The organism is Candidatus Methylacidiphilales bacterium (assembly GCA_033875315.1).
GTDB lineage: Bacteria > Verrucomicrobiota > Verrucomicrobiia > Methylacidiphilales > CAZTYG01 > JANRJG01.
Map to the genome: position 1 here is coordinate 22,887 of JANRJG010000029.1, position 23,650 is coordinate 46,536.

The 23,650-nt window shown below is 63.2% G+C and carries 26 protein-coding genes; 15 read left to right on the forward strand and 11 right to left on the reverse strand.

Annotated features, from left to right (window positions below; genetic code table 11):
* Positions 1–6: 6 nt before the first annotated feature.
* From SFU85_09090 to SFU85_09105, 4 genes are all read right to left on the reverse strand, one after another.
* Positions 7–546, reverse strand: coding sequence for an adenine phosphoribosyltransferase (locus SFU85_09090; protein MDX6766933.1), 540 nt, complete (start codon positions 544–546; stop codon positions 7–9).
* Positions 547–791: 245 nt separating this feature from the next.
* Positions 792–1,643 carry an RNA polymerase sigma factor RpoD/SigA gene (locus SFU85_09095; protein MDX6766934.1) on the reverse strand — a complete coding sequence of 284 codons (852 nt, stop codon included), beginning with the start codon at positions 1,641–1,643 and terminating at the stop codon, positions 792–794.
* Positions 1,644–1,715: 72 nt separating this feature from the next.
* Positions 1,716–2,564 (reverse strand): homoserine kinase, encoded by an 849-nt coding sequence (locus SFU85_09100; protein MDX6766935.1) that lies wholly within the window; start codon positions 2,562–2,564, stop codon positions 1,716–1,718.
* Between the two features lie 54 nt (positions 2,565–2,618).
* Positions 2,619–3,110, reverse strand: coding sequence for an HIT domain-containing protein (locus SFU85_09105; GenBank protein ID MDX6766936.1), 492 nt, complete (start codon positions 3,108–3,110; stop codon positions 2,619–2,621).
* Between the two features lie 13 nt (positions 3,111–3,123).
* Here SFU85_09105 and holA point away from each other — a divergent pair, with 13 nt between their 5' ends.
* From holA to SFU85_09160, 11 genes are all read left to right on the forward strand, one after another.
* Complete coding sequence (gene holA, locus SFU85_09110; GenBank protein MDX6766937.1) at positions 3,124–4,224, forward strand: DNA polymerase III subunit delta; 1,101 nt, start codon at positions 3,124–3,126, stop codon at positions 4,222–4,224.
* A 24-nt stretch (positions 4,225–4,248) separates the two neighbouring features.
* Complete coding sequence (locus SFU85_09115) at positions 4,249–4,569, forward strand: rhodanese-like domain-containing protein (GenBank protein ID MDX6766938.1); 321 nt, start codon at positions 4,249–4,251, stop codon at positions 4,567–4,569.
* Between the two features lie 28 nt (positions 4,570–4,597).
* On the forward strand, positions 4,598–5,635 hold the full coding sequence (locus SFU85_09120) for a phosphate acyltransferase (protein ID MDX6766939.1): 1,038 nt from the start codon (positions 4,598–4,600) through the stop codon (positions 5,633–5,635).
* Complete coding sequence (locus SFU85_09125) at positions 5,632–6,768, forward strand: AAA family ATPase (GenBank protein ID MDX6766940.1); 1,137 nt, start codon at positions 5,632–5,634, stop codon at positions 6,766–6,768. Before SFU85_09120 ends, SFU85_09125 begins: the two co-directional genes overlap by 4 nt.
* 50 nt (positions 6,769–6,818) lie before the next feature.
* Entirely contained in the window at positions 6,819–7,349 is a 531-nt protein-coding gene (locus tag SFU85_09130; GenBank protein ID MDX6766941.1) for a GNAT family N-acetyltransferase, read from the forward strand.
* A 35-nt stretch (positions 7,350–7,384) separates the two neighbouring features.
* Positions 7,385–8,806, forward strand: coding sequence for a dihydrolipoyl dehydrogenase (locus SFU85_09135; GenBank protein MDX6766942.1), 1,422 nt, complete (start codon positions 7,385–7,387; stop codon positions 8,804–8,806).
* A gap of 63 nt (positions 8,807–8,869) precedes the next feature.
* A complete protein-coding gene (locus SFU85_09140; protein ID MDX6766943.1) occupies positions 8,870–10,207 on the forward strand; it encodes a glutamate--tRNA ligase family protein in 1,338 nt (445 codons plus the stop codon).
* 81 nt (positions 10,208–10,288) lie between these two features.
* Entirely contained in the window at positions 10,289–10,879 is a 591-nt protein-coding gene (locus SFU85_09145; GenBank protein MDX6766944.1) for a CDP-alcohol phosphatidyltransferase family protein, read from the forward strand.
* A 53-nt stretch (positions 10,880–10,932) separates the two neighbouring features.
* A complete protein-coding gene (gene der / locus SFU85_09150) occupies positions 10,933–12,588 on the forward strand; it encodes a ribosome biogenesis GTPase Der (GenBank protein ID MDX6766945.1) in 1,656 nt (551 codons plus the stop codon).
* A gap of 122 nt (positions 12,589–12,710) precedes the next feature.
* Positions 12,711–15,581, forward strand: a complete 2,871-nt coding sequence (gene gcvP / locus SFU85_09155; protein MDX6766946.1) for an aminomethyl-transferring glycine dehydrogenase — start codon at positions 12,711–12,713, stop codon at positions 15,579–15,581.
* Positions 15,582–15,676: 95 nt separating this feature from the next.
* Positions 15,677–16,711 (forward strand): aldo/keto reductase, encoded by a 1,035-nt coding sequence (locus SFU85_09160; protein ID MDX6766947.1) that lies wholly within the window; start codon positions 15,677–15,679, stop codon positions 16,709–16,711.
* 27 nt (positions 16,712–16,738) lie between these two features.
* Here SFU85_09160 and SFU85_09165 read toward each other — a convergent pair whose 3' ends face one another.
* A complete protein-coding gene (locus SFU85_09165) occupies positions 16,739–17,350 on the reverse strand; it encodes a polyphenol oxidase family protein (protein ID MDX6766948.1) in 612 nt (203 codons plus the stop codon).
* A gap of 224 nt (positions 17,351–17,574) precedes the next feature.
* Between SFU85_09165 and SFU85_09170 the strand changes: the two genes are divergently transcribed.
* Positions 17,575–19,725 (forward strand): sodium-translocating pyrophosphatase, encoded by a 2,151-nt coding sequence (locus SFU85_09170; protein ID MDX6766949.1) that lies wholly within the window; start codon positions 17,575–17,577, stop codon positions 19,723–19,725.
* Between the two features lie 58 nt (positions 19,726–19,783).
* Here the strand turns inward: SFU85_09170 and SFU85_09175 are convergent, their stop codons facing one another.
* Both SFU85_09175 and SFU85_09180 read right to left on the reverse strand, forming a co-directional pair.
* A complete protein-coding gene (locus SFU85_09175; GenBank protein MDX6766950.1) occupies positions 19,784–20,143 on the reverse strand; it encodes a hypothetical protein in 360 nt (119 codons plus the stop codon).
* Positions 20,140–20,595 (reverse strand): hypothetical protein, encoded by a 456-nt coding sequence (locus SFU85_09180; GenBank protein MDX6766951.1) that lies wholly within the window; start codon positions 20,593–20,595, stop codon positions 20,140–20,142. Before SFU85_09180 ends, SFU85_09175 begins: the two co-directional genes overlap by 4 nt.
* Positions 20,596–20,745: 150 nt before the next feature.
* Between SFU85_09180 and SFU85_09185 the strand changes: the two genes are divergently transcribed.
* Both SFU85_09185 and SFU85_09190 read left to right on the forward strand, forming a co-directional pair.
* Positions 20,746–21,381, forward strand: a complete 636-nt coding sequence (locus SFU85_09185) for a hypothetical protein (GenBank protein MDX6766952.1) — start codon at positions 20,746–20,748, stop codon at positions 21,379–21,381.
* A gap of 57 nt (positions 21,382–21,438) precedes the next feature.
* A complete protein-coding gene (locus SFU85_09190; GenBank protein MDX6766953.1) occupies positions 21,439–21,747 on the forward strand; it encodes a hypothetical protein in 309 nt (102 codons plus the stop codon).
* Between the two features lie 7 nt (positions 21,748–21,754).
* Here SFU85_09190 and SFU85_09195 read toward each other — a convergent pair whose 3' ends face one another.
* The 3 genes from SFU85_09195 to SFU85_09205 form a co-directional block, all read right to left on the reverse strand.
* Positions 21,755–22,000: a hypothetical protein gene (locus tag SFU85_09195; protein ID MDX6766954.1), complete on the reverse strand. Its 246-nt coding sequence runs from the start codon at positions 21,998–22,000 to the stop codon at positions 21,755–21,757.
* Between the two features lie 4 nt (positions 22,001–22,004).
* Complete coding sequence (locus tag SFU85_09200; protein ID MDX6766955.1) at positions 22,005–22,262, reverse strand: hypothetical protein; 258 nt, start codon at positions 22,260–22,262, stop codon at positions 22,005–22,007.
* Between the two features lie 106 nt (positions 22,263–22,368).
* Positions 22,369–22,575 carry a cold-shock protein gene (locus SFU85_09205; GenBank protein ID MDX6766956.1) on the reverse strand — a complete coding sequence of 69 codons (207 nt, stop codon included), beginning with the start codon at positions 22,573–22,575 and terminating at the stop codon, positions 22,369–22,371.
* A gap of 216 nt (positions 22,576–22,791) precedes the next feature.
* On the opposite strand from SFU85_09205, the gene SFU85_09210 reads away from it, so the two are divergent.
* Positions 22,792–23,415, forward strand: coding sequence for a dihydrofolate reductase family protein (locus SFU85_09210; protein MDX6766957.1), 624 nt, complete (start codon positions 22,792–22,794; stop codon positions 23,413–23,415).
* A 3-nt stretch (positions 23,416–23,418) separates the two neighbouring features.
* Here SFU85_09210 and SFU85_09215 read toward each other — a convergent pair.
* The coding region (locus tag SFU85_09215; protein ID MDX6766958.1) for a DUF2306 domain-containing protein at positions 23,419–23,650 on the reverse strand (232 nt) is incomplete at its 5' end.

Sequence of the window (23,650 nt, forward strand, 5' to 3'; positions counted from 1 at the left end):
GATCAATCAATCGTACTGCAGGATGGAAAAAACCGGGGTGGGGGAGAGTTTGGCCGCTCCCTTGAGGAACTTCAGTTCGATGAAAAAGGCGGCCTCGGTCACGTTGCCGCCGAGCTGTTTCACCAAGTCGACGGTGGCCTGCATCGTTCCTCCCGTGGCCAGAACATCGTCGATGATCACCACCTGCTGGCCGGGTTTGATGGCATCAATGTGCATTTCCACCGTGTTGCTGCCGTATTCGAGGTCGTAGGAAGTGGTGATGGTTTTGTAAGGGAGTTTGCCCTTCTTGCGCACCAGCGAAACCCCGCAACCGAGGACATAGGCCACCGCGCTGGCGAAGAGGAACCCGCGGGCATCGACGGCGACGATCTGGTCGACCTGCTTGCGTTGGTAGCGGTCGGCCAGGACGGTGATGGCCAGGCGGAAGAGCTGGCCGTTTTGCAGGATGGGCGTGATGTCCTTGAAAACCACACCGGGCTTGGGGAAGTCGGGTACGTCCCGGATGGAGGATTTCAGGCGTTCCACGGCGGATTTGAGCAGGACCATGGACGAGGATTAGAGCAGACGGCGTGCGGTGACAATCTGTATGTCAGTCGGGGAGGGGGGATGCTGAAACTTGAAATGCGAAGACTGTCAGGATTCAGAATTCGGGATTTGGGATTTGGGATCTAGGATGAAACCCAATGGCTGATGCAACTACGGAACGGGGAAGGGATCCCCCGTCTTCAAACCCAGGGTGCCCCAAGATCAGCCAATAGCTAACAGCAAAGAGCAAAGAGCAGGTTGGGGGATCAGTGCTTTTTCGAGGCCAGGTAGGGGGACTCCTGGCGTTCGAGTTCGGCACGGAGTTTTTTCAGGGCCTGGTTCTGCAACTGTCGGATGCGTTCCCGGGTCACCTTGAGCTTCGCACCCACTTCTTCAAGTGTGAGTTCCTTGCGGGAGTCATCCAACGGGAAACGCAGGGCCAGGATGGTGCGTTCGCGCTCATCGAGGACATGGAGAATCTTGCCCAGGGAGGCCCGCATGCTGCGGTCGGTCAGGATGGCCACCGGATCGGGGGATTTATCGTCGGGTACCAGGTCGCCGAACTCCGTGCCGTCTTCGTCACCGAGCATGGCGTTGAGCGAGGTCGGACGCATGGAAACGCGGTGGAGCATCTTGACCTTCTTGAGGGGAAGGTGGAGTTCCTCGGCCAGTTCCTCGTCTGTTGGTTCCCGGCCCAGTTCCTCGGTGAGTTGCATGGCCAGACGGCGCATGCGGGCCAGGCGGTCGACCATGTGGACGGGGAGGCGGATGGTTTTGCTCTGGTTGGCCAGCGCACGTTTGATGCCCTGCTTGATCCACCAGGCGGCGTAAGTGGAGAACTTGGTGCCGCGGTTGGGGTCGAAACGGTCGGCGGCTTTCATCAGGCCGATGTTGCCCTCGGAAATCAGGTCCAGAAGCGGGAGGCCGTAGGCGGAGTAATCCTGGGCGATCTTGACCACCAGGCGCAGGTTGGCCTGGATCATCCGCTCGCGGGCTTTTTCGTCGCCCTTCTTGATCTTGCGGGCGAGGGATTTTTCCTCCGCCAGGGTCAGCAAATCCACTTTGCCGATCTCGTCGAGATAGGAGGTCAGGGCAAAATCTCGGTCATGCGGGGGCATCAGCAGTCGCCAGTCTAGAATCGATCCGCGACCGGGCAAGGGAAAAGCCCGTGCAGATTCTCCGGGCTCGGATCAGGGGTCCAAAACGACCGCGCCGTCATTGTCCGCGGTCAGGACGTGGGTGACGGGTTCCGCCACGCCCGCCCCGCGGAAGGCCGCACCCATGGCCAGGGCAATCTGGTGTTCGCTGTGCAGGGTCAGGGCCATCATGGCGGAGCCGGAACCGCTGATGAAGGCCCCGAGCGCGCCTGCATCAAGGGCCGCGTCCATCACCGCCTGGCAGCCGTGAATGAGAGGGGCCCGGTAGGGTTGGTGCAGGGTGTCCTGGAAGTTTCCCCGCAGGGCCGGGTAGTTTTTGTCCACGAAGGCCCCGACCAGTGCGGCGGTGCACTGAAGGTTGAGGATCGCATCCCGCAACGGCAGGGTGGCTGGAAGAACGGCCCGCGCCGCTTTGGTTTCCACCTCGAAGTCCGGGATGGCGACGACGAACTTGAGTGTGGGCTCGACATCGATCCGGGTGTGGCCCTTGGGGCCGCAGGCCGCGAAGCCGCCGTGGAATGCCGGGACGGCATTGTCGGGATGGCCCTCCAATTGGATGGTCAATTCGAGTATTTTTTCCGGTGGAAGCGGTCTCTTTTCGCGTTCATTCAGGGCCAGCAGCAATCCCAGCCGCACGGTCACGCTGCTGCCCAGGCCGCGCGCGCGGGGAACATCGCCTTCGATCAATACCTTCCAGGATCGCCGCTTGCGCCCGGCCGCCCGGAAGAAGGCCTCCGCCGCCTCTGACATGAACGCGTCCGGCCATGGGGCGGGTTCGTCGAGCAAGGTCAGGGTGTTGTGCAGGCGCACCGCCGCCCCCAGGCAGTCGAAACCGGGACCGAGGTTGGCCGTGGTGGCGGGGACGCGGACACGAACGGGCATGGCGCCATCGTGGAACGTACCGGCGGGCAACGTCCAGCCGGAAGTGCGGCGTCTTCAGGCCGCCGGGCCGGAAAGAAGCCCGGAAAGGGTGCGGTGCACCGTTTCCAGGTCGTTCGGGTGGATGCGCGTCTCCGCCAGCGGAGTCATGAAATTGGCGTCATTTTCCCAGCGCGGCACCACATGCACATGCAGGTGCTTGGGAATCCCGGCCCCGGCCGCCGTCCCCAGGTTCATGCCGATGTTGAATCCATTCGGTTGATAGGCTTCCCGCAGGGCCCCGGTCACCCGCCGGACCATCGACCAGAGATCGAGGGTCTCGCCATCGGACAATTCCTCCAAGCCGGCCACCACCCGGTAGGGGACGACCAGGCTGTGGCCGCTGTTGTAGGGGTAGCGGTTGAGCACGGCGTAGCAGGTCTTGGAACGGGCGATGACGAGGTGGGCGGCATCGTCGGTAGACTGCCCGATTTCCCAGAAGAGGTTGGCCGACGTTTTTTGGGCGCCGGAGACATAACGGTTGCGCCACGGTGCCCAAAGGTGTTCCATATCGGGTCCATCTATGGCAGAGAACGCGGGCAAGCGCAAATCCGGACACTGGCTCATCGCAGGCAGCGATGAATTCGCGGTCAAGGAACGGACCCGCGCCCTGTTGGCCACCTTGGCCCCGGAGGATCCGATGAACTTCGAGGTGGTCGACGCCCAGGCCGACACCGTTGAGGCAGCCCGGCAGAGGCTGGTCCAACTTCAGGAAGCCCTCCTGACCCTGCCTTTTTTTGGGGGCAGCAAGCTGGTCCATTTCAAGTCCTGCCCTTTTCTGGCCGATTCTGTCACCGGTCGCAGTGAAACCGTGCTGGAAGGTTGGCAGGGGGTGGCAGAAACGCTCCGGAAAGTGGGACCGGAGGAAGTCAGCCTGGTCATCAGCGCCGGTCCGGTCGACAAGCGCCGCTCGTTTTTCAAGGCCTTCTCCAGCTTGGGAACTGTGGAGTTTTTCGATCTTCCCGACCTCGGTCGCGGACGGGACCTCCAGGCTTTTGTCAGCGGGGTCGAGGGCATGTTCCGGGAGGCAGGCTTGCAACCGGAACACGGGGTGGCCGAGTTGATGGTCGAACTCGTCGGGGGCAACACCCGGGGCATCCATGGCGAAATCGAGAAGCTGGCGCTTTTCGCCCATCCCGAGAAGCGCATCACCGAGGCCCACTTGCGGACGATGGTCGCCTCGACCCGCGAGTCGATCATCTGGGACCTCAATGACGCGGTCATCGAGGGCGACACCACCCATGCGATTTATCTGGTGAGGCAATTGCTGGCCCAGGGCGAGTCCGAGGTTGGTATGGGCATCCTGTTGGCCGGGCAGGTCAGGCTGGCCGCGCTTGGCACCCATTTGTTAGAGACCAAGCGTCTCCGTTTGGTCAAGCAGGGTTACGGGGTGAACGTCGAGATCACGCAGGAGGGGATGCAATTGGTGCCGGAAAACAAAAAAGGGGAAAAGCCCTCCGGCTTCCGCCTGGCGCGCATCGTCGAGCGCGCGCGCAAGCGCAGCGCGGCCCGTTGGTTCCATGCCGTCGATTTCCTCCACCAAACCGCCTTCCAGTTGGTCAGTTCGGGCGGGGACCGCCGCCGCATCCTCGAGGCCGCAGTCATCCGGCTTTGCCAGATCTGATTTTTCACCTTTAAGCGCATGGCGATGAAGCAGATTGATGTGCAGACGTTGCGGCAGTGGCGCGAGGACGGACGTGATTTCCGGCTGGTCGATGTGCGGGAAAAGGACGAGTGGGAACTGGTCCGCATCGAGGGTTCGGAATGGCTCCCGTTGTCCTCCTTCCAGCAGTTGGCGCCCCAGCGGCTCGATCCCGCGCACGAGGTGGCTTTGATCTGCCATCACGGCGTTCGCTCCCATCACGCGGGCTTGTTCCTGGAGCGGCTCGGTTTCAATCGGGTGGTCAATATCAGCGGCGGTATCGATGCCTGGGCTAAATGTGTTGATCCGACCCTGCGCACCTACTAGGTTGGTTCTCCGCCGACCGGCGCCCTGCATGAGCGAATTCATCGAATCGATTTTCGACAAACTGCGCCGCCACCCCAAGCGCATCGTCTTCCCCGAAGGCAACGACCCGCGCGTCCTGCGCGCCGCCACGGAATTCTACCGGCTCCGGCTGGGCGTGGGTATTGTCCTCGGCGACCCCGACCACATCCGCAATGTCGCCCGCGGCCACGACATCAACCTCGACCACGTCCTCCTGGTCAATCCGGAGAAAGCGGATGACATGCCGCTTTTCATCCGTCGGCTGGAAACCCTCCAGCGCTACAAAGGCATCAAGAACCAGGACGCCGAAGCCATTCTCAAGAACCCGAATTACTTCGCCGCCATGATGCTGCAGAACAGCCAGTGCGATGGCCTGGTGGCCGGTGCCAGTGAGTTTTCTGGCAACATCCTCCGTCCGCTCTTCCAGCTCATCAAACCCCTGCCGGGTGTGAAGAGCATCTCCAGTTGCGTCATTCTGGTCGTTCCGGACTGCACCTACGGCGACAACGGGGTGATGTTTTTCGCCGATGCCGGGGTCATTCCTAGCCCGACCGTCGAACAACTGGCCGATATCGCCGTGGAAACGGCACGCCTGCGCCGCCAGCTCACGGGCAAAGTTCCGCACGTGGCCATGTTGTCCTACTCCACCAAGGGCAGCGCCCAGACCCGCGATACGGAGAAGATCATCGCCGCCACCGCCCTGGCCCGGCAGAAGATCCGCGACCTCGGGATCAAGGCCGAGATCGACGGGGAATTACAAGTGGATGCCGCCATTCTTCCTGAAATCGCCGCCATCAAGGCTCCGGGCAGCCCGGTCGGGGGAATGGCCGATGTCTTTGTTTTCCCCGACCTCAGTTCGGGCAACATCTCGGTCAAGCTGGTCCAGCGGCTTTCCAAGGCCACTGCCTACGGGATGATCCTGTTGGGACTTTCCAAGCCCGCGGCTGAATTGTCGCGCGGGGCCAGTGTCGAGGACATGGTCGGCTGTGCCGCCCTCGTCGGCCTCCAGGCTGTCGAATACCGCAAGCTCTATCCCGATCAAGCATGATCGGGTCGCAGGACCCCGCCATGGAACTGAATACGGTCACCCCGCGGGTCTTTGTCGCCGCCACACGGCAGGACGATGGAAAGACGACCACTTCCCTGGGTCTGCTCGGGGTTCTTCGCCAGCGCCTGGGCCGTATCGGTTACATCAAGCCCGTCGGGCAGCGCACGGTCGATATCGGCGGACTGAAAATCGACGAGGATTCGGTCCTGATCAATGACACGTACAATCCCGGCCTGCCGCTGGAGGCCATGAGCCCGATCGCCGTCGAGGGGGATTTCACCCGCAAGTATCTGGACCATCCCGACCCCGCGCCGCTGGAGGAAAAAGTGGTGGCCGCCTTCAACCGCGCGGCTTGGGAGCAACAGTTTGTCATCATCGAGGGCACCGGACATGCCGGGGTGGGCAGTGTCTTCGACATGTCCAACGCCCGCGTGGCCCAGTTGCTCCGCAGCCGGGTCATCATCGTCAGCCAGGGTGGTGTCGGAAAACCCCTGGATGAAATCGCCCTCAACCTCTCCCTCTTCCGCGAAAGGGGGGTCGAAGTTCTCGGTGTGGTCCTGAACAAGGTCATCCCGGACAAGATCGAGAAACTCCGCCCCTACGCCGAGAAAGGACTTTCCCGCATGGGACTCAATCTCCTCGGCATCATTCCGTTGAGCCAGGAACTGCGCAAACCCACCATCAACCAGGTCCGCCAGGAACTGGGCGGGGAATGGGTCTCGGGGGCCAAGTACCACCGCCGCCGCGTCAACCGGGTCTTCATCGGGGCCGCCTCCTCCCGCCATGCTGAATTGTACTTTGAGCCGGATTCGCTCATCATCACCTCCGGCGATCGGGAGGACCTCATCCTGGCCATCCTGGCCGCCTGTGGCGATGGCTCGGCGGTCCGGCTGGCCGGTGTGGTCCTGACCCAGGGCCTGATGCCGCAGAGCGGCTTGCTCAAGGTCATGCAGGGCAAGAATATCCCCTTTATTTGTGTCAAGCAGGACAGCTACACCGCCGCCACCATGATCAACAGCATGACGGTCAAAACCGAGCCCGGCGACAGCCAGAAGATCGGCCTCATCCAGGATCTGATCAACACCCATGTTTCCGTCGAGCGCATCATCGAACACGGGCGTGTCTCCGCATGAGGGTGCAAAATCCTCATTGAAAAGCCCCCGCCCGTCCTCATTCTCTCACCATGTTCAGACCCTATTGGGCGGCCTTTCATTGGAACTTGAAATCGCTGCCTGCAGATTGTCCCCGACCGCAGGTCAAGTCCATCGAGCTCCGTGAGGCCACGGTCGAGGATGCCGCCAACCTTTGGTCGGTCATGCAGCGTTCCTTCAACACCGAACTGGCCTGGGGGCTCCTGCTCGAAGAGCGCACCCGCTTCCTGCGCCGGACTGTCTATGACGGCCTCTTGGACCGCAAGGTGGAATTCCTCGTCGTGGAACACGGCCGTCGCATCATCGCCGGCAGCGGGTTGCTGAAAAATCCGCAGAGCCCGGTCCACCTGGTGACCGGCATCTGGGTCATGGAAGAATACCGTTGCCGGGGCCTTGGCCTGTACCTTCTCCATGCCTCCCTCAAACGGCTCGCCGAATCCGGCTTGGAAGATGCCTCGGTCATCACCCGCAGCAACACCGCCGCCGCCAAGTACCTCTACCCCAAACTGGATTCCCACACCGTCAAGCTCGAGGCCTATCCAGAACTCAAGTCGTTGGACTGAATCCCCTCAACGATCGGGAACGGGTTGCCTTCACCATGTCTTCAGCAATTTACGACGTCGTGGTCATTGGCGGGGGCAGCGGGGGTTACGCCGCCGCGCGTACCGCCGCCGCACTCGGTGCCCGGGTGGGTGTGGTCGAGGGAGGCCGGGAGATGGGCGGTCTCTGCATCCTCCGGGGTTGTATGCCGACCAAGGCCCTCCTCGAGTCGGCCCACCGCAGCCATGAGATCGGGCGCGCCGCTGAGTTCGGCATCGATGTCGGCAAACCCCGCCCCGATTGGGAACGCATCGTCGACCGCAAGGACGCCTTCATTCGCGACTTTGCCGGCTACCGCCGTCAACAATTGGAAAAGGGAAAGTTTGATTTGATCCGTGGTCGCGCCCGCTTCATCGATGCCCGTCGCATCATGGTCGACCCGCTCAAGACCGGTGGCCGCAGACGGGAACTCGCCTCGCGCACCTTTATCCTCGCCACCGGCTCGGTCATCGAGCGCAAGCCCATTCCCGGTCTTTGGGAAACCGGATGCCTGACCAGCGACGAAGCCATCCACCTCCGCCGCCCGCCCAAGAGTCTGGTCGTGCTCGGCGGCGGCCCCATTGCCTGTGAATTCGCCCAGTATTTCCACCACCTCGGGGTACGCACCACCCTCCTCCAGCGCAGCCGGCAATTGCTCAGCGGCCACGATGCCGATACGGCCGGGGAACTGGAAAAGACCTTCCGTCGCGAGGGCATGGAGGTCCTGACCGGAACGCAGTTGCTCCAGGTCTCCCGTCATGGAAACGGCAAACGGGTCTCATTCGAGCAGGATGGGAAGCGTCGCCACATCGACGCCGGCGAAATTCTCTACGCACTCGGACGTATCCCGGCTGTTGCAGGGCTTGGTTTGGAATCCGCCGGAGTGGCCTTGCGCGGGCTCGCCGTGCAGACCGGACCGACGATGCAGACCACTTGCAAGCACATCTTCGCCGTGGGCGATGTCACCGGACCCTACGAAGTGGTCCATACCGCCATCACCCAGGGTGAAGCAGCGGCCCGCAACGCACTGAAGTTCCTTCGAGGCACCGGTAAGTTGGAACGGGTTGACTACACCTCCCACATGGAAGTGGTTTTCACCTCGCCCGAGGTCGCCTCGATCGGCCTGTCCGAGAAGGAGGCTCTGGCGGAAAAGGTTCCCTTCCTATCCGCCAAGTATCCCTTCAACGACCACGGCAAGTCCCTGATCATGGGAGCCCGGGAAGGCTTCGTGAAGATCCTTGCCGATCCGGCCAAGGGCCGCATCCTCGGCGCCCAGATCGTCGGCCCGCATGCCTCGGATTTGATTCACGAGTTCGCCGCCCTGATGCACTTCAAAGCCACGGTCCACGACCTCATCCGCATCCCGCATTACCACCCGACCCTGGGCGAGATTGTGACCTATCCGGCGGAGGAAATTGCCGACCAGTTGACCGCGAACTGATTGGGTGGGGGGCAAGTTTCCCTTTGCCACCCATGACGGTTTTGCGGTTTAATTTACTTTCCCATGAGCAACGTCCGTGTCCGTTTCGCCCCTTCTCCCACCGGCCTCCTCCACATCGGAGGCGCCCGCACCGCGCTCTTCAACTGGCTTTACGCCCGCCACACCGGCGGCACCTTCGTCCTCCGCATCGAGGACACCGACGCCGCCCGCAACACACCCGAGGCCCGGGCCATCATTTTCCGTGGTTTGAAATGGCTCGGCCTGGATTGGGACGAGGGGCCGGATGAGGATGGTTCCACCCGCGGCGACCGCGGTCCCTACAGCCAGAGCCAGCGCGGCGACATCTACCGTGGCTACATCAAGCGCCTGCTCGACGAGGGCAAGGCCTACGAATTCGAAGGCGCGGTCAAGTTCCGCACCCCCAAGACAATCTGCACCGTGCCCGACCTCATCTGTGGTGACGTCCAGTTCGACCGCACCAACGACCCAGACTTGGTCATCGCCCGCAAGGACGGCTCACCCGTTTTCCATCTCGTCAATGTGGTCGACGATTTGGAGATGGGCATCACCCACGTCATCCGCGGTGAGGACCACCTTTCCAACACGCCGAAGCATCTGGCCCTCTTCGAAGCCCTGGGCGCCACCCCGCCCCGCTACGCTCACATCCCGCTGATTCTCAACACCAACGGTTCCAAGATGAGCAAGCGCGACGAGGGTGCCTCCGTCGGTGAATACATCGAGCAGGGCTATCTGCCCGCGGCCGTGCGCAATTACCTCTGTCTTCTCGGCTGGTCGCCCAAGGACAACCGCGAGGTCATCGACATCGCCGAAGTCGTTGAACGCTTCGACCTCCCGCAGGTCAACCGCAGCAACGCCCGTTTCGACATCAACAAGCTTTACTGGATCAACGGCGAATACTGGCAGGCCATGGACGCGGCCGCCTTCGAGACCTTCTCACGCGACTTTCTGACCCAGAAGAACGCACTTCCGTCCGGCACCGACCCGGACTACCTGTCCCGGTCCCTCGCCATCATCCGCGAGAAAATCAAGATCGGCCGCGACCTTCCCGAGTGGATCGCCCCGTTCCTCAACGAGGAATTTGCCTACGACGCCAAGGCGGCCGAGAAAAATCTGGCCCAGCCCGAGGCCTACGCCCGGGTTGGCAAATTGAAGGAAGTCTTCGCTTCCCAAACCGATTGGACGGCTGCCCCATTGGAAGCCGCCCTGGTCAAGGCTGCCGAGGACGAGGGAGTGAAGACGGCATTCTACGTCCATCCCTGTCGCGTGGCCGTTTCCGGCACGGCGGTCGGCCCCTCGCTCTATCACATGCTTGAAGTCATGGGTCGTGAGCGGGTCCTGCGCCGGATCGACCGTTCGCTCGCCCGGTTTGCCAAGGTCTGACCGGCCCCATCCGTCGGGCCATGGGATCGCGGCCGGGATGGATTGCATTCTGGCCGCGGATGGCTAATGTAAATGCGGAGCATGACACTGCCCAATTTCATCACCCTCTTCCGCTTCTGCCTCGTGCCGGTGTTCGTGGGGGCCCTTCTTTATTACCAGCGCAGCTACCGACTTGGGGAACCGGACTCGCTCTATTGGGCGATTGCCCTCGGTTCGTTTGTCACCGCTTCGCTCTCCGATGCCCTCGACGGCATCCTGGCCCGCCGGCTCAATCTTCACAGCCAGCTCGGCGCCATCATGGACCCCTTGGCCGACAAGGCCCTGCTGGTCAGTGCCATCATCACCCTCTGTTGGCTCGACACGGATCTGGCCCAGCTTCCCATCTGGTTTGCGGTCCTGGTTCTCGGTCGCGATTTCCTCCTGGTCGCCGGTGTGATCGGTCTCCAAGTCTACGTGCGCAACATCAAAATCAAACCGCACTGGTCCGGTAAGCTCTCCACCGCCCTGATCATGCTCATCGTCTCGCTCATCCTCCTCAAATGCCCGTCCGCTTGGGTTGATCCGCTCGTCTGGATCGGCGGCGCATTCACCCTGCTCTCCACCGGGATCTATCTTTCAAGGGGCATGCGCGCTGTCGTCACGAGCGGAATCGACCCCCCGCGCCACCGCTGAGGTTGCAAAACCCGCCGTTTACACGCCCGCCCCGGGCGGTAGTCTGTCCCTTCATGAAACCCGTCCTGGCCATCGTCGGCCGACCGAATGTGGGCAAGTCCGCCCTCTTCAACCGCATTTCCGGCAAACAGATCTCCCTCGTCTTCGACCGGCCCGGAGTCACCCGCGACCGCATCAGCCTCGACTGCGCCTGGCAGGGCAAGCCTTTCCAGTTGGTCGATACCGGCGGCATCGGCCTCGATGACGAGTCCGGCTTCGAGGATTCCATCCAGCGTGAAGTCACCGTCGCTCTCGCCACCGCCAGCGACATCTTCCTCGTCGTCGATGGCCGGGAAGGCCTGCACCCCCTCGATGTCGAGGTCGCCCGCCGCCTCCGCAGCACCGGTCTCGGCATCCACGTGGTTGTCAACAAGATCGACACGAGCCTAACTTCTGGATGGGAAGGCGAGTTCCAGCGTCTGGGTTATCCCTCGATCCATGCCGTCTCCGCCCTCCACGGGCTCGGGGTCGAAGCCCTCATGGCCCGTATCACCCGGGACTGGCCCGCCGCCGAGGAGATCGAACTATCCGTCCGCACCAAGCCGATCCAGGTGGCCATCGTGGGCCGTCCAAATGCCGGCAAGTCGTCGATGATCAACGCCCTCCTCAATGAGGAACGCGTCATCGTCAGCCCGATCGCCGGCACCACGCGTGACGCCGTCGATGTCCACTTCCACCGCAACGGCCAGCATTACTGCCTGGTCGACACAGCAGGCATGCGCAAGAAGGCCCGCATTTCGGATCCGTTGGAATCGATCATGAGCGGCCGCTCGGCCCACACCATCAACCGCGCCGATGTCTGCGTGCTCGTCGTCGACGCCGTGCAGGGCATCGGTGTGCAGGAAAAGAAAATCGCCGGGCTCATCCAGGAAGCGGGCAAGCCCTGCCTCATCCTGGTCAACAAATGGGACCTGACCAAGGGCGCCGAGGTCCGCCGGCCCGAGGCTGTCAGTCCGAAAAGTGAGCGCAAGGGCTGGTTGACGCGCGAACCGAAAAGTTTCCAGGAGGAATACGAGATGGCGGTCCGGCGCGAGTTGTTCTTCCTATCCTACGCCCCGGTGGTGTTTGCCAGTGCCCTGGAGAAAACCAACGTCGAGGCGTGGATCGACACCCTCGAGCGCATCGGCCGCAACCGTCGCGCCGAAATCCCCGCCGGACCGCTCAACCGCCTCGTCCACCGTCTCTTCGCCGGCCACAACCCGCCCTCCAAGGGCAACCGCCCGTTGAAAATTTACTATGTAGCCCAGATGCGCGATGAACTGTGTCCGACCCTGGCCGTTTTCATCAACGATGCCCAGCTCTGGACCCAGGACTATGCCCGTTACATGGAGCAACATGTCCGCGAGGAATTCCCCCTCGAAGGTTGTCCGCTCGTCTGGCAATTGCGCGACAAGAAGGGCACCACCGAAAAGGGAAGTGCCGGTCGAAGCCCAGCGGGGAATGCCGCCAGGGGAGGGGAACCGCAAGCGAGAAGAGGGGGCAGGCCGCCGCGCCAGCCCAAAGCCGAGGCTCCACGCCGGGAAAAGCCCAAACCCTCACGCACCCAACCCCCGACACCGCGTCGCCGGGCCAAACCATCCCCATCCCACAAGCAGAAACAGGCCGGCCCCAACAAACCGGTCAAGTGGGACCGCCGTAGCATGCCCAAAAAACGGAATCACCACAGCTGAAGATCCCTTCTTTCATTCGTGTTCGGGGTCCTTTTTCCTTCCTTAAAGGTAAATACTCTTTTCTCCAAAGAACGTGAAACGGTTTGAATTCTGCGTGCCGGACTTATACTGCTCCGACGTTTATGCACCAGACTCTGGCCTCCTCTGATCCTTCTTCGCTCGACCCCCATGCCTTCGCCCCCCGTCACCTCGGGCCATCCGAAGGTGAAACCCGCGGGATGCTGGAAGCGCTCGGGGTTGATTCGATCGCGACCCTGATCCGCCAGGTGGTCCCCGACAGCATCCGTGTCCCCGCCCTCCTGCCTGAGCTTCAGCCCCTCGATGAAACCGCCGCCCTGGCCCGGCTGAAAAGCTACGCCGCACAGAACCGTACCTGGCGCACCTACATCGGCCAGGGTTATTACCCCAGCATTCTTCCCCCGGTCATCCTGCGCAATGTCCTGGAAAATCCCGGATGGTACACCGCCTACACTCCCTATCAGGCCGAAATCGCCCAGGGGCGTCTGGAAGCCCTTCTCACGTTCCAGACCATGGTCACCGACCTCACGGGAATGGAGATCGCCAACGCCTCGCTTCTCGACGAGGCCACCGCCGCCGCCGAGGCCGTGGGCATGTGTGCCGCTCTCGTCGACAATCTGGCCGAACGCCCCGTCTTCCTCGCCTCGGACCGTTGCCATCCGCAAACCCTCGCCGTGGTCCGGACCCGGGCCCGGGCCATCGGCATTGAGGTGAGGGTGGGGGACGCCAACGCTTTCACCTTCGAACCCGGCACCATCGGTGTGCTGGTCCAATACCCCGATACCCACGGTCGCGTCGAGGATTGGTCGGGCCTCGTAGGCAAGGCGCACGCCGCCGGGGCGAAAGTCGTGGTCGCCACCGACCTCCTGGCCCTGACCCTGCTCCGTCCGCCGGGCGAATTCGGCGCCGATATCGTGGTCGGCAGCACCCAGCGTTTCGGCATGCCCCTCGGCTTCGGCGGGCCGCACGCGGCCTTCTTCGCCACCCGCGATGCTTTCAAACGCAGCATGCCCGGCCGCCTCATCGGGGTCTCCAAAGACTCGGCCGGCAAGCCCGCCATGCGACTCTCGCTCCAGACCCGCGAGCAACACATCCGGCGCGACAAGGCCACCAGCAACATCTGCACCGCCCAGGTCCTGCCCGCGGTCATCGCCACCATGTATGCCGTTTACCACGGCCCCGAACGCCTGCGCACCATCGCCGCCCGCATCCACGGGCGCACCCGCGCCCTCGCCGCCCATCTGGCCTCCGCCGGATTCAGCCTCGAAGACGGACCGTTCTTCGACACGCTCTCACTGCGTGTTTCCGGCCAGGACCGGGCCGACATCCTGGCCCGGGCGCATCAAGCGGAAATCAATCTCCGACACGACGATCCATCCCGCATCGGTGTCTCCCTTGATGAAACCGTCGGAGACGATGCGCTCAACACCCTGGCCGCCGTCCTCACGGGCCGGCCCGCCGCACTCTCCTGGCAGCCCGGTCTTCCCGAGGCATCCTTCCGCCGCACTTCGGAGTACCTGCAGCACCCCAACTTCCAGACCTACCACTCCGAAACCGAAATGCTCCGCTATCTCAAGCGGCTGGAGAATCGGGACATCGCCCTGACCCACTCGATGATCGCCCTCGGATCCTGCACCATGAAGCTCAATGCCACCGCGGAGATGATTCCGATGACCTGGCCCGAGTTCGGCAATGTCCATCCCTTCGCACCGGAAGAACAGTGGCAGGGCTACCGGGCCATGTTCGACGACCTCGAACGCTGGCTCGCCGCCGTCACCGGTTTCCAGGCCGTTTCGCTCCAGCCCAATGCCGGCTCGCAGGGCGAATACGCCGGCCTCCTCGCCATCCAGAAATTCCACCAGGCCCGCGGGGAGGGGCACCGGGACATTTGCCTCATTCCGCAATCGGCCCACGGAACCAACTTTGCCAGCGCGGTCATGTGCGGGTTGAAGGTCGTCGTCACCAAATGCGATGACATGGGCAATGTCGATCTCGCCGACCTCCAGACCCACATCGCCGCCCACCGCGACCGCCTTTCCTGCGTCATGGTCACTTATCCCTCCACCCACGGGGTCTTCGAGGAGGAAATCCGCGACATCTGCGCCGCCGTCCACGGGGCCGGGGGACAGGTCTACATGGACGGGGCCAACATGAATGCCCAGGTCGGCCTTTGCAGCCCCGGGGCCATCGGGGCCGATGTCTGCCACCTCAACCTCCACAAAACGTTCTGCATCCCCCATGGCGGCGGCGGTCCGGGCATGGGTCCGATCGCGGTCGCTTCCCACCTGGCCGGCTATCTGCCGCAAAACCCCGTCGCTGCCGTTGACCCCGAACACCAGGTCGGCGCGGTCTGCGCCAGTTCGCACGGCAGCGGGTGTATCCTCACCATCTCCTGGACCTACATGGCCCTCATGGGCGGATCCGGTCTGACCCGCGCCACCGAGATTGCCATCCTCAACGCCAACTACATCGCCTCCCGCCTCCGACATGCCTACCCCGTCGTCTTCCAGGGACGGCAGGGACGGGTGGCCCACGAATGCATCATTGATTTGCGCCAGTTCAAGGCAAGTGCGGGTATCGAGGTGGAGGATGTGGCCAAGCGCCTGATCGATTACGGCTTCCACGCCCCCACCATGTCCTGGCCCGTGCCCGGCACCCTCATGATCGAACCGACCGAGAGCGAGCCCAAGGACGAACTCGACCGCTTCTGCGACGCCCTGCTGGCCATCCACCAGGAAATCAAGGACATCGAAGAAGGCCGCCTGGACCGCAAGGACAACCCCCTCAAGAACGCCCCCCACACCGCCGAAGTGGTTGTCTCGGATGCCTGGAACCGTTCCTACTCCCGCGAACGTGCCGCCTTCCCGCTGCCCTGGATCCGCGAGCGGAAATACTGGCCCCCCGTGGGCCGGGTCGACAATGTCCACGGCGACCGCAATCTCTTCTGCTCCTGCATTTACCCGGGTAAAGAATGAGTTAGGGAAGACAAGACCTGGTTCCGGGAGTTGATCGGCGGGGGCACCGGTCGTTTCTGTTCGCGCGCAGCCCGGGACCATGGTAGGATTGGGCCATGTCGAGCGATCGCCGCGATTTCCTCAAGAAAATCGGTCTGGCCGGGGCCGCCTCCCTGGCTCCGTTCTCATCCAAGGGAGCCCCTGCAGATGAACCCACCCCGGCGCCCGCAGGCAACCCCAAGCCCGTCACGGTGCCCCGGCGCAAGTTCGGCAAACACGACCTGACCGTTTCCTGCCTCTGTCTCGGCGGCCACACCCTGCGCACCGCCTCCGATGAGGAAGCGGCCAAGATTGTCGACGCCGCGCTCGAGTGCGGGATCGATTTCTTCGACAACGCCTGGGATTACCACGGGGGAGGGGCCGAGGAATTGATGGGCCAGCTCCTTCGGGGCCGCCGGGACAAGGTCTTTCTCATGACCAAGGTGTGCAGCAACCACAAGGGCGGGGGAAAGAAGGCCGCCATGGCGATGTTGGAGGACTCCCTCCGCCGCCTCCGCACCGACCACCTCGACCTCTGGCAATTGCACGAGCTTGTCTCGCTGGCGCAGGTGGAAACGGCCTACCAAGTGGATGAGACCCTCGAGGCCCTGACCGAGGCCAAAAAGCAGGGCAAGGTGCGCTTCATCGGGTTCACCGGCCATGCCAACGCGGCCGCCCACTTGGCCATGCTCGAGCGGCAGTTCCCCTTCGACGCCTGCCTGATGCCCGTCTCCGCCGTCAATTTCCAGAAAGGCCCGAATTTCAATCTCCAAGGGAAGGACTACTCCGAGCAGGTGCTGCCGGTCTTGGTCAAACAACAGATCGCCGCTCTGGCCATGAAAACCATGGGCGGCGACGGTGCCCCCATCCGCTCCGGCATGATGACGGCTGAGGAGGCCTTGCGCTACGCTTTGTCACAGCCCGTGGCCTCGGTGCTCACCGGTGTCAATCAAGTCGGGCATCTGCTGGCCAACGCACGCATCGCCGCTTCCTTCGTCCCGATGACCACGGCGGAAATGCGCGCCTTGGAAGACCGCTTTGCCCGACATACAGGCAACGAGCTTTACGCCTACTACCTCGGCGGCCATCACCGTGATGGTTCTCGGGTTTGAAATGCGAAGGGTGAGGGAGGAGGAGCGCTATTTGCGCAAGCGCAGGGCGGCAAAGTGGCGTCCCGTCTGGCCTTGCTCGACCCGGTAGGAATAAAAGCGTTTCAGGTCGGCGGCCGTATTCAGGCCGCAATCGCTGACCCGAGGGACGCCTGAATCCCGGGCTTGGCGGGCGATGGCGGCGGCGAAATCCACCTCATAATGCGGCGGGCGGATGCAGGGCCCGATGACCGCATGCAGGTCGGCCACATCGCAGCCGCAGTTGCGCACCATCCGCGCGATCGCCCCCGGTACGATGTTCAGGCTGGTGCCGCGACGGCCCGAATGGACCAGCCCCACGACCTTCCGGACCGGATCAACGAGAAACACCGGGGCGCAGTCGGCCACCCGGATGATCAAGGTCAGGTTGGGCACATCCGTGATCAGACCATCAACCCCGGGGATGACCGAGTCTGCTTGGATGACGCCGCAGACGGAGGATTCCGCCCCGTGGACCTGTTCGGCCTGGACCCAGAGCGGGCTGGAGAACCCCTGTCGGGCCAGGGTTTGCGGCCCTTCGCCCATTCCGGGGTGCACATCGGCTTCGCGCTCGGTGAAGGCATAATCCACCGGCAAAGCATCCAGTTCGGGAAAGCGGATCACGCCACCATGTTGGACCGCTTTTTGCCGGCAGACAACCCCCTCCTTTCAACCGCCACCCATTCCTCTCCGTGCGCCAATGCGTAAAAAATCGGTTGCCCTCGGTCTTTTTGACCGTACCATCTCACGATCCGCATCCTGGTTGGACGGGTCTTTGAATGGACTGGAAGCATCGGTCTTCCGGCCCTTTGGAAAAGCGAAAAGCGGAAAGTTAGGTTATTATGGATATGAATGTGTTGCATTTTGTGGGGGGCTCGACCTTCGCCCAGATCGAATGGAATTTTCTCGGACGCTACGGGATCGAAACAGCCCTTTTGGCCGGTGCGGTGGCCCTGGTCTTCGCTGGATGGTTGATCAAATGGATCCTCGCCCAGCCCGCAGGGAATGAAAAGATGCGCGAGATCGCCTCGGCCATCGAGGAAGGCGCCAAGGCCTACCTCCGCCGCCAGGTCAACAGCATCGCCCTCATCGCCGCCATCCTCTTCTTCGTCATCGGCTTCGCCAAGGATTGGACCACGAGTGTCGGCTTCCTGGTCGGTGCGGTCTTCAGCCTCCTGGCCGGTTACATCGGCATGCGCGTGGCCGTCCTCTCCAACGTCCGCACCACCCAGGGGGCCACCGAATCCAGCCGCAAGGCCCTCCGCGTCGCCTTCAATGGCGGTGCCGTCACCGGCATGCTCGTCGTCGGCCTCGCCCTCCTCTCGGTAGGCGGTTTCTATCTCGCCGTCCTCGCCCTCGGCGACACTCGCCTGGCCATCAACAGCCTCGTCGGCCTGGCCCTCGGCAGCAGCCTCATCAGCGTCTTCGCCCGTCTCGGCGGCGGCATCTACACCAAGGCCGCCGACGTCGGCGCCGACCTCGTCGGCAAGATCGAATCCAACCTCGACGAGGACGACCCACGCAACCCGGCCACCATCGCCGACAATGTGGGCGACAACGTGGGCGATTGCGCCGGCATGGCCGCCGACGTCTTCGAGACCTATGTCGTCACCCTCATCGGCGCCGTCTTGGTCGCCTTCCTCACGCTTTCTTCCGTCCCCGCCGCCGTCATCTATCCCTTCCTCGTCGGTGCCGTCTCGGTCTTCGGTGCCATCGCCGGCATCGCCTACGTCAACCTGACCAAACAAAATGCCAATGCCGCCCTCCGTCGCGGAGTCGGCATCAGTGCCCTCGTGACCGGGGTTTTTCTCTACCCGGTGACCAAGTTCATGTTCCCCGCCCCGGTCATGATCGGCGGCCTGTTGCGCAGTCCCGATGAAATCTTCTTCGCCGGCCTCGTTGGCCTGGCCATGACTTTCATCGTGGTCATCATCACCAATTACTACACCGCCACCGAACACGCCCCGGTGCGCAAAATCGCCCAGGCTTCCGAAACCGGCCACGCCACCAACATCATCGCCGGTCTCGCCGTCGGGTCGCACGCCACCGCCCTCCCGGTGGGTTGCATCGGTCTGGCCATCCTCGCCTCCTATCACTTTGCCGGCCTCTTCGGCATCGCCATCGCCGCCATGGCCATGTTGAGCATGGCCGGGATCATCATTTCCCTCGACGCCTTCGGTCCCATCACCGACAACGCCGGCGGCATCGCCGTCATGTCCGAATTGCCGAAGGAGGTCCGCCACATCACCGACGAACTCGACGCCATCGGCAACACCATGAAGGCCGTCACCAAGGGCTATGCCATCGCTTCCGCCGGTCTGGCCTCGTTGGTTCTTTTCGGTTCCTACGTCCAGGAACTCAAGGCGCACTGGGAACTGGCCGGTCATGTGGTCCAGAGCCTCGAATTCTCCCTCACCGAACCCAAGGTCATCATCGGTCTCTTCCTCGGTGGCATGCTGCCGTTCATCTTTACGGCCTACAGCATGGATGCCGTCGGCAAGGCCGCGGGCGCTGTGGTCTCCGAAGTCCGCCGCCAGATCGCGGAAAAACCCGGCCTGCTCCTCGGCACGGAAAAGGCCGACTACGGACGCTGTGTCGACATCGTCACCACCGCCGCCCTCCGCGAGATGATCCTGCCCGCCCTCCTGCCGGTCATCTTCGTCGTCGCCGTCGCGGCCATCCCTCAACTCGGCGCGGTCGTGCTCGGCGGCGTGCTCGTCGGCAGCATCGTCACCGGCCTCTTTGTCGCCATTTCCATGACCTCGAGCGGCGGCGCCTGGGACAACGCCAAGAAGAGCTTCGAAGACGGCTTCGTCGACAGCAAGGGCGAAAAGCACTTCAAGGGCTCGGAAGCCCACAAGGCCTCCGTCACAGGCGACACCGTCGGCGACCCCTACAAGGATACGGCCGGCCCGGCCGTGAACCCAATGATCAAGATCACTAACATCGTGGCGCTGCTGTTGCTCGCCGTGCTGGCACATCTGGGCGGCGCGGCGTAAAACGCCGATCTAGCGCCGAGAATGAAAGAGGCCCGGGAGCAGTCCCGGGCCTTTGTCGTCAGGCGAAGAAAGCGGCATCCTCTCCACGCAAGAGGTCCCGCGCGGATTTGTGGACGATAATGCCATAACCCACTTGGCCTTCGTGCCAAAATAGCCTGCCCTCACGGTGATAGCGGCTGAAGTGCAAATCGCCGCCAAGCATCATGAGAGCCATCTGAATCGCGGCAAGACTGTCCAGGCCGCTGACCACTGATGACCGGGTCCTTTGAGCTGGCTCTTCATCCTCGGGCCAGTCGAACTCATACCAGCAACGCCAACGGCCATCAGGCTCTTTTTGAGGCGCCTCAATTCGTAGCTCGACAGGCTTGCGCACGCCGGACTTGGAGACGAGCGTTAGAGTGCGTGTGGCGACAATCATTGCGCGTCCGCCAGGCGATAGATCAGAGGAGGAATTGGGTCGTCCTTCATGCATGTGTTACGGCGCGTCATGGCCTGATTTTCGCATGCAGATCGGTATCGTGCCTGTGCGACGAAGCTGCAATGAAACATATCGCTGTCGAACTGTGCCTCGCACTTCGCACGGTTGGCCTCGTTCCAAAGGCCCGCTACTTCCGAGTCACTGCTACTTGCAGGGCGATCTTCGCCGTGACCAACCCAATCGATCCAGCGCCCCGTCACGTCACGAGGCTGATCAGGGCTGTACTTCGTCGCTCGAATCCTGTGCCAAGCCGTCAGCACCCGGTTGCCCGCAGCATGATATCTGAGCTCATTGCCAATTCTTTTGAACATCATTTCCGTCCTACGATCATCAATGGCGATAGTGTAAGCGCCCTGGAATGGACGGGGATAACTTTTCGCAATCAGCGCCAATACGATAGTCGATGCAATATCTTACGACCGATCGCCAGCCTCAAACTGCGGTCCCGGTCACCATCCTAGCTCACTTGATCGCACTGCAGCGCGTCCTCCCCGTAAGCGGGAGAGGAGCACCGATCGCGGCCTCCGTGCTAGAAGCGCGGCATGGCTGGCACCACCACCCCGCTCACCTTCCGCACCGATGTCCGCGGCACGCTCTATCTCGCCTCGGCCGGCCTGCTGATCCTCGGCCTCGTCTTCACCGGCTATTTCCTCACCACCCCCGACGCCGGCTTCACGGGCATCCTCACCGTCACGCTCGGTGTGTTCTTGCTCTACGTTGCGTGGGTCAATTTCTGGGGGACGCGGGCGGGCTATCCGCATCTGACGCTGATCGGGCACTGGCTCATCGTGCAATCGAGCGGCACGCAGCGGCGCGATCTCGATCTCGGCGCGCTCGGTGCGCCCGAGATCGTCACGCTTCGCGCCCGCCGCTCGGCCAATCGCGTCTATCTCGGCTTTCCGCCGCTGCCGGGGGCGACGCACACGCCCTCGCGCTTCACGGCGCCCGAGCTGCAGCGCTTCGCTGAGACGGTGCTGCTCAATGGCTATACGGGAGGCGATCCGGCGCGGGCCACGGCGATCACCGATGTCATCAATGCCCGCCGCGCCGAGCCGAAGCAGGATGTGGCCCCGCCGCCGCGGCTCGATGCGACGCTGGCGCGAATCCGCTTCGTCGCCACGGCTGGTGCATTTGCGGCGCTCTGGTGCGGGCTGGTCTGGTGGCGGCTCTTGCCCTGATCTGGACAGCACCACCGGTCGCAGGCCAGAGTTCGGCTCGACCGGGGGACCATGCAAATGACCGACGCTTCACCCGCGACCGGCCGTCCGCTGCGCTGGCTCGTCTATCTCATCGCTGCGGCGCAGGTCGCGTTCTTCGCCTATGCCGCCTGGCGCATTCTCGCGGCGCCGCCGGGCGATGGCACCGGCATGCGGATCGTGGCCTTCGTGCCGCTTGGCGCGCTGCTTCTCATCGGCGTCTTCCCCGCGATCAGCTACGCGCGCAGCAACAAGCCCCTTGTCGGGCTGGCGTTTGCGCTGTTCGGATTCGGCGCGACGCAATGGCTGTGGTGGACGATGCTCGTCAATGAGCTCCGTCTTACCTGAGCACGGCTTACGCCGCGGCCAGCGTCCGCTCCAGCGGATAGCCATCCGCGTCGTAGAGCGCGCGGATCTGGCGGCCTTCGAAGCGGGTGCCGTCGACATCGAGATAAGTGCCGTTGAGCCAGGCTGCGGGCATTTTCTCGATCACATGCTTCACGGCTTCCGCCGCATTGGCGAAGCGCTGGTAGCGCGCCAGCGATTTGGCGTAGCGGCGGCTGGGGAAGAGCTCGGCGGGAGCGGCGTAGTCGATCGTCATGATCTTACCTCGTTGAAACGTCGTTCTTGCGGGCCAGCGGATAGCGCCGGCTGTTATAGAGCGCGAGCATGTCGGCCCGCGCGAAACTCTTGTCGCCGATCCTGAGGCGTGCGCCGCGCAAACTCACGGGAGCGGCCTCTTCGATGGCGAAACGCAGCGCCTTGGCTGCGGTGCGGAAAGCGCGCGGCCCATGGGCTGCAGCGCTGATGCGGTCGCTGCCGAGATAAAGCTCGGCCGGGGCCAGATAGTCTTGACTGGTCATTTGTATTGCCTGGAGATTGGCCTCGACCGGGCCGGCATTCTGCCTTGGCTCTCGGGAGGCGAAGTCGGGGGCGCGCCGCGCGGGCACGCCCCATAGTCATGTATGCTTAGAGCATACGGAGATTGGTCGCCGACACCTTGCCGTCGCGGCCGGTCTCGAGGTCGTAGGAGAGCTTCTGGCCCTCGCCGAGGCCCGAGAAGCCGGCCCGCTCGACGGCCGAGATGTGAACGAAGGCGTCCTTGGAGCCATCATCCGGCTGGATGAAGCCAAAGCCCTTGGTCGAATTGAAGAATTTTACGGTGCCATTGGTCATGGTGAAGTCTTTCGTGTCGTGACGGCTGAGGATCGTGATCGCAAAGCGTCGGTTCCGCTCCCACGACATGCGGGACGGCGGTCTAGAACGTTGCGGAGATCAGGGGAGCCAAACAGCCGGCGAACCGGTCGATCAGAGCCGTGACGGCTGAAACGTATGGGCTGGATATAGGCGCGATGGGTGGCGAAAGCAAGGCGCACGGAAAATGCGTGCGCGATGTCGATTCCTCCGCGGCCCGTTCGTCGCGATGGTGAAGGCGGCCACGGGGCGCGCCGCAAGAGCAAGGATTACATCATGCGCAAAGTTACAGCCGGTCTCTTCCACTCCGTCGATGGCGCCGTCGAGGCGCCTGATCAGTGGCAGTTCGATGCGTTCGACGATGAGCTCGGGGCGATCCTCGGCCAGGTGATCGGCGCCACCGACGCCGTCATCCTCGGCCGCGTGGGCTACGAGGCGTGGAGCAAGGATTTCGGCGAAGGCGGCGACGAGTTCTTCGGCCCCTTCATCAACACTGTGCCGAAGTTCGTCGCCTCGCGCACGCTCAAGGCGCCGCTCGGTTGGCAGAACAGCACGCTGATCGCGGGCGACGTCGCGGCCTTCGTGCGCGATCTCAAGCAGCAGCCCGGCGGCGAGATCGCCGTGATGGGCGGCATCCAGATCGTCCGCTCCCTCTTCCTCGCGGGCCTCATGGACGAGCTGTCGCTCATCACCCATCCGGTGGTCGCCGGTGCCGGCTACCGCCGTCTCTTCGACGCCAGGGACACGGTTCGCCTCGAGCTGATCCGCAGCGTCACCACCAGCAAGGGCAACGTCGTCAGCACCTACACGCTCAGGACGTAGCGATTAACCCGCCGCGGCCATTGCAACGCGCGGCTGCTCGCCGCGGCGGATCATCCATTCCGCCACGGCGAGGTTGATCACCCAGCCCATGGTCAACAGCAGCGATGCACTCAGCGGATCGGGCGTGCCGAACGGCGCGAGCGGGATGAACACGACGATCTGCGTGGCGGCGCCGAGCCCGATCGCATAGGCCCGCATCATCCAGGCGCGGTGTGTCGGCACATCGCGGCGCACG

Bases quoted from the DNA above. Each gene is read 5' to 3' on its own strand.
- SFU85_09090 (MDX6766933.1), bottom strand. From the start codon at position 546: ATGGTCCTGCTCAAATCCGCCGTGGAACGCCTGAAATCCTCCATCCGG.
- SFU85_09095 (MDX6766934.1), bottom strand. From the start codon at position 1,643: ATGCCCCCGCATGACCGAGATTTTGCCCTGACCTCCTATCTCGACGAG.
- SFU85_09100 (MDX6766935.1), bottom strand. From the start codon at position 2,564: ATGCCCGTTCGTGTCCGCGTCCCCGCCACCACGGCCAACCTCGGTCCC.
- SFU85_09105 (MDX6766936.1), bottom strand. From the start codon at position 3,110: ATGGAACACCTTTGGGCACCGTGGCGCAACCGTTATGTCTCCGGCGCC.
- holA (MDX6766937.1), top strand. From the start codon at position 3,124: ATGGCAGAGAACGCGGGCAAGCGCAAATCCGGACACTGGCTCATCGCA.
- SFU85_09115 (MDX6766938.1), top strand. From the start codon at position 4,249: ATGAAGCAGATTGATGTGCAGACGTTGCGGCAGTGGCGCGAGGACGGA.
- SFU85_09120 (MDX6766939.1), top strand. From the start codon at position 4,598: ATGAGCGAATTCATCGAATCGATTTTCGACAAACTGCGCCGCCACCCC.
- SFU85_09125 (MDX6766940.1), top strand. From the start codon at position 5,632: ATGATCGGGTCGCAGGACCCCGCCATGGAACTGAATACGGTCACCCCG.
- SFU85_09130 (MDX6766941.1), top strand. From the start codon at position 6,819: ATGTTCAGACCCTATTGGGCGGCCTTTCATTGGAACTTGAAATCGCTG.
- SFU85_09135 (MDX6766942.1), top strand. From the start codon at position 7,385: ATGTCTTCAGCAATTTACGACGTCGTGGTCATTGGCGGGGGCAGCGGG.
- SFU85_09140 (MDX6766943.1), top strand. From the start codon at position 8,870: ATGAGCAACGTCCGTGTCCGTTTCGCCCCTTCTCCCACCGGCCTCCTC.
- SFU85_09145 (MDX6766944.1), top strand. From the start codon at position 10,289: ATGACACTGCCCAATTTCATCACCCTCTTCCGCTTCTGCCTCGTGCCG.
- der (MDX6766945.1), top strand. From the start codon at position 10,933: ATGAAACCCGTCCTGGCCATCGTCGGCCGACCGAATGTGGGCAAGTCC.
- gcvP (MDX6766946.1), top strand. From the start codon at position 12,711: ATGCACCAGACTCTGGCCTCCTCTGATCCTTCTTCGCTCGACCCCCAT.
- SFU85_09160 (MDX6766947.1), top strand. From the start codon at position 15,677: ATGTCGAGCGATCGCCGCGATTTCCTCAAGAAAATCGGTCTGGCCGGG.
- SFU85_09170 (MDX6766949.1), top strand. From the start codon at position 17,575: ATGAATGTGTTGCATTTTGTGGGGGGCTCGACCTTCGCCCAGATCGAA.
- SFU85_09175 (MDX6766950.1), bottom strand. From the start codon at position 20,143: ATGATTGTCGCCACACGCACTCTAACGCTCGTCTCCAAGTCCGGCGTG.
- SFU85_09185 (MDX6766952.1), top strand. From the start codon at position 20,746: ATGGCTGGCACCACCACCCCGCTCACCTTCCGCACCGATGTCCGCGGC.
- SFU85_09190 (MDX6766953.1), top strand. From the start codon at position 21,439: ATGACCGACGCTTCACCCGCGACCGGCCGTCCGCTGCGCTGGCTCGTC.
- SFU85_09195 (MDX6766954.1), bottom strand. From the start codon at position 22,000: ATGACGATCGACTACGCCGCTCCCGCCGAGCTCTTCCCCAGCCGCCGC.
- SFU85_09200 (MDX6766955.1), bottom strand. From the start codon at position 22,262: ATGACCAGTCAAGACTATCTGGCCCCGGCCGAGCTTTATCTCGGCAGC.
- SFU85_09205 (MDX6766956.1), bottom strand. From the start codon at position 22,575: ATGACCAATGGCACCGTAAAATTCTTCAATTCGACCAAGGGCTTTGGC.
- SFU85_09210 (MDX6766957.1), top strand. From the start codon at position 22,792: ATGTCGATTCCTCCGCGGCCCGTTCGTCGCGATGGTGAAGGCGGCCAC.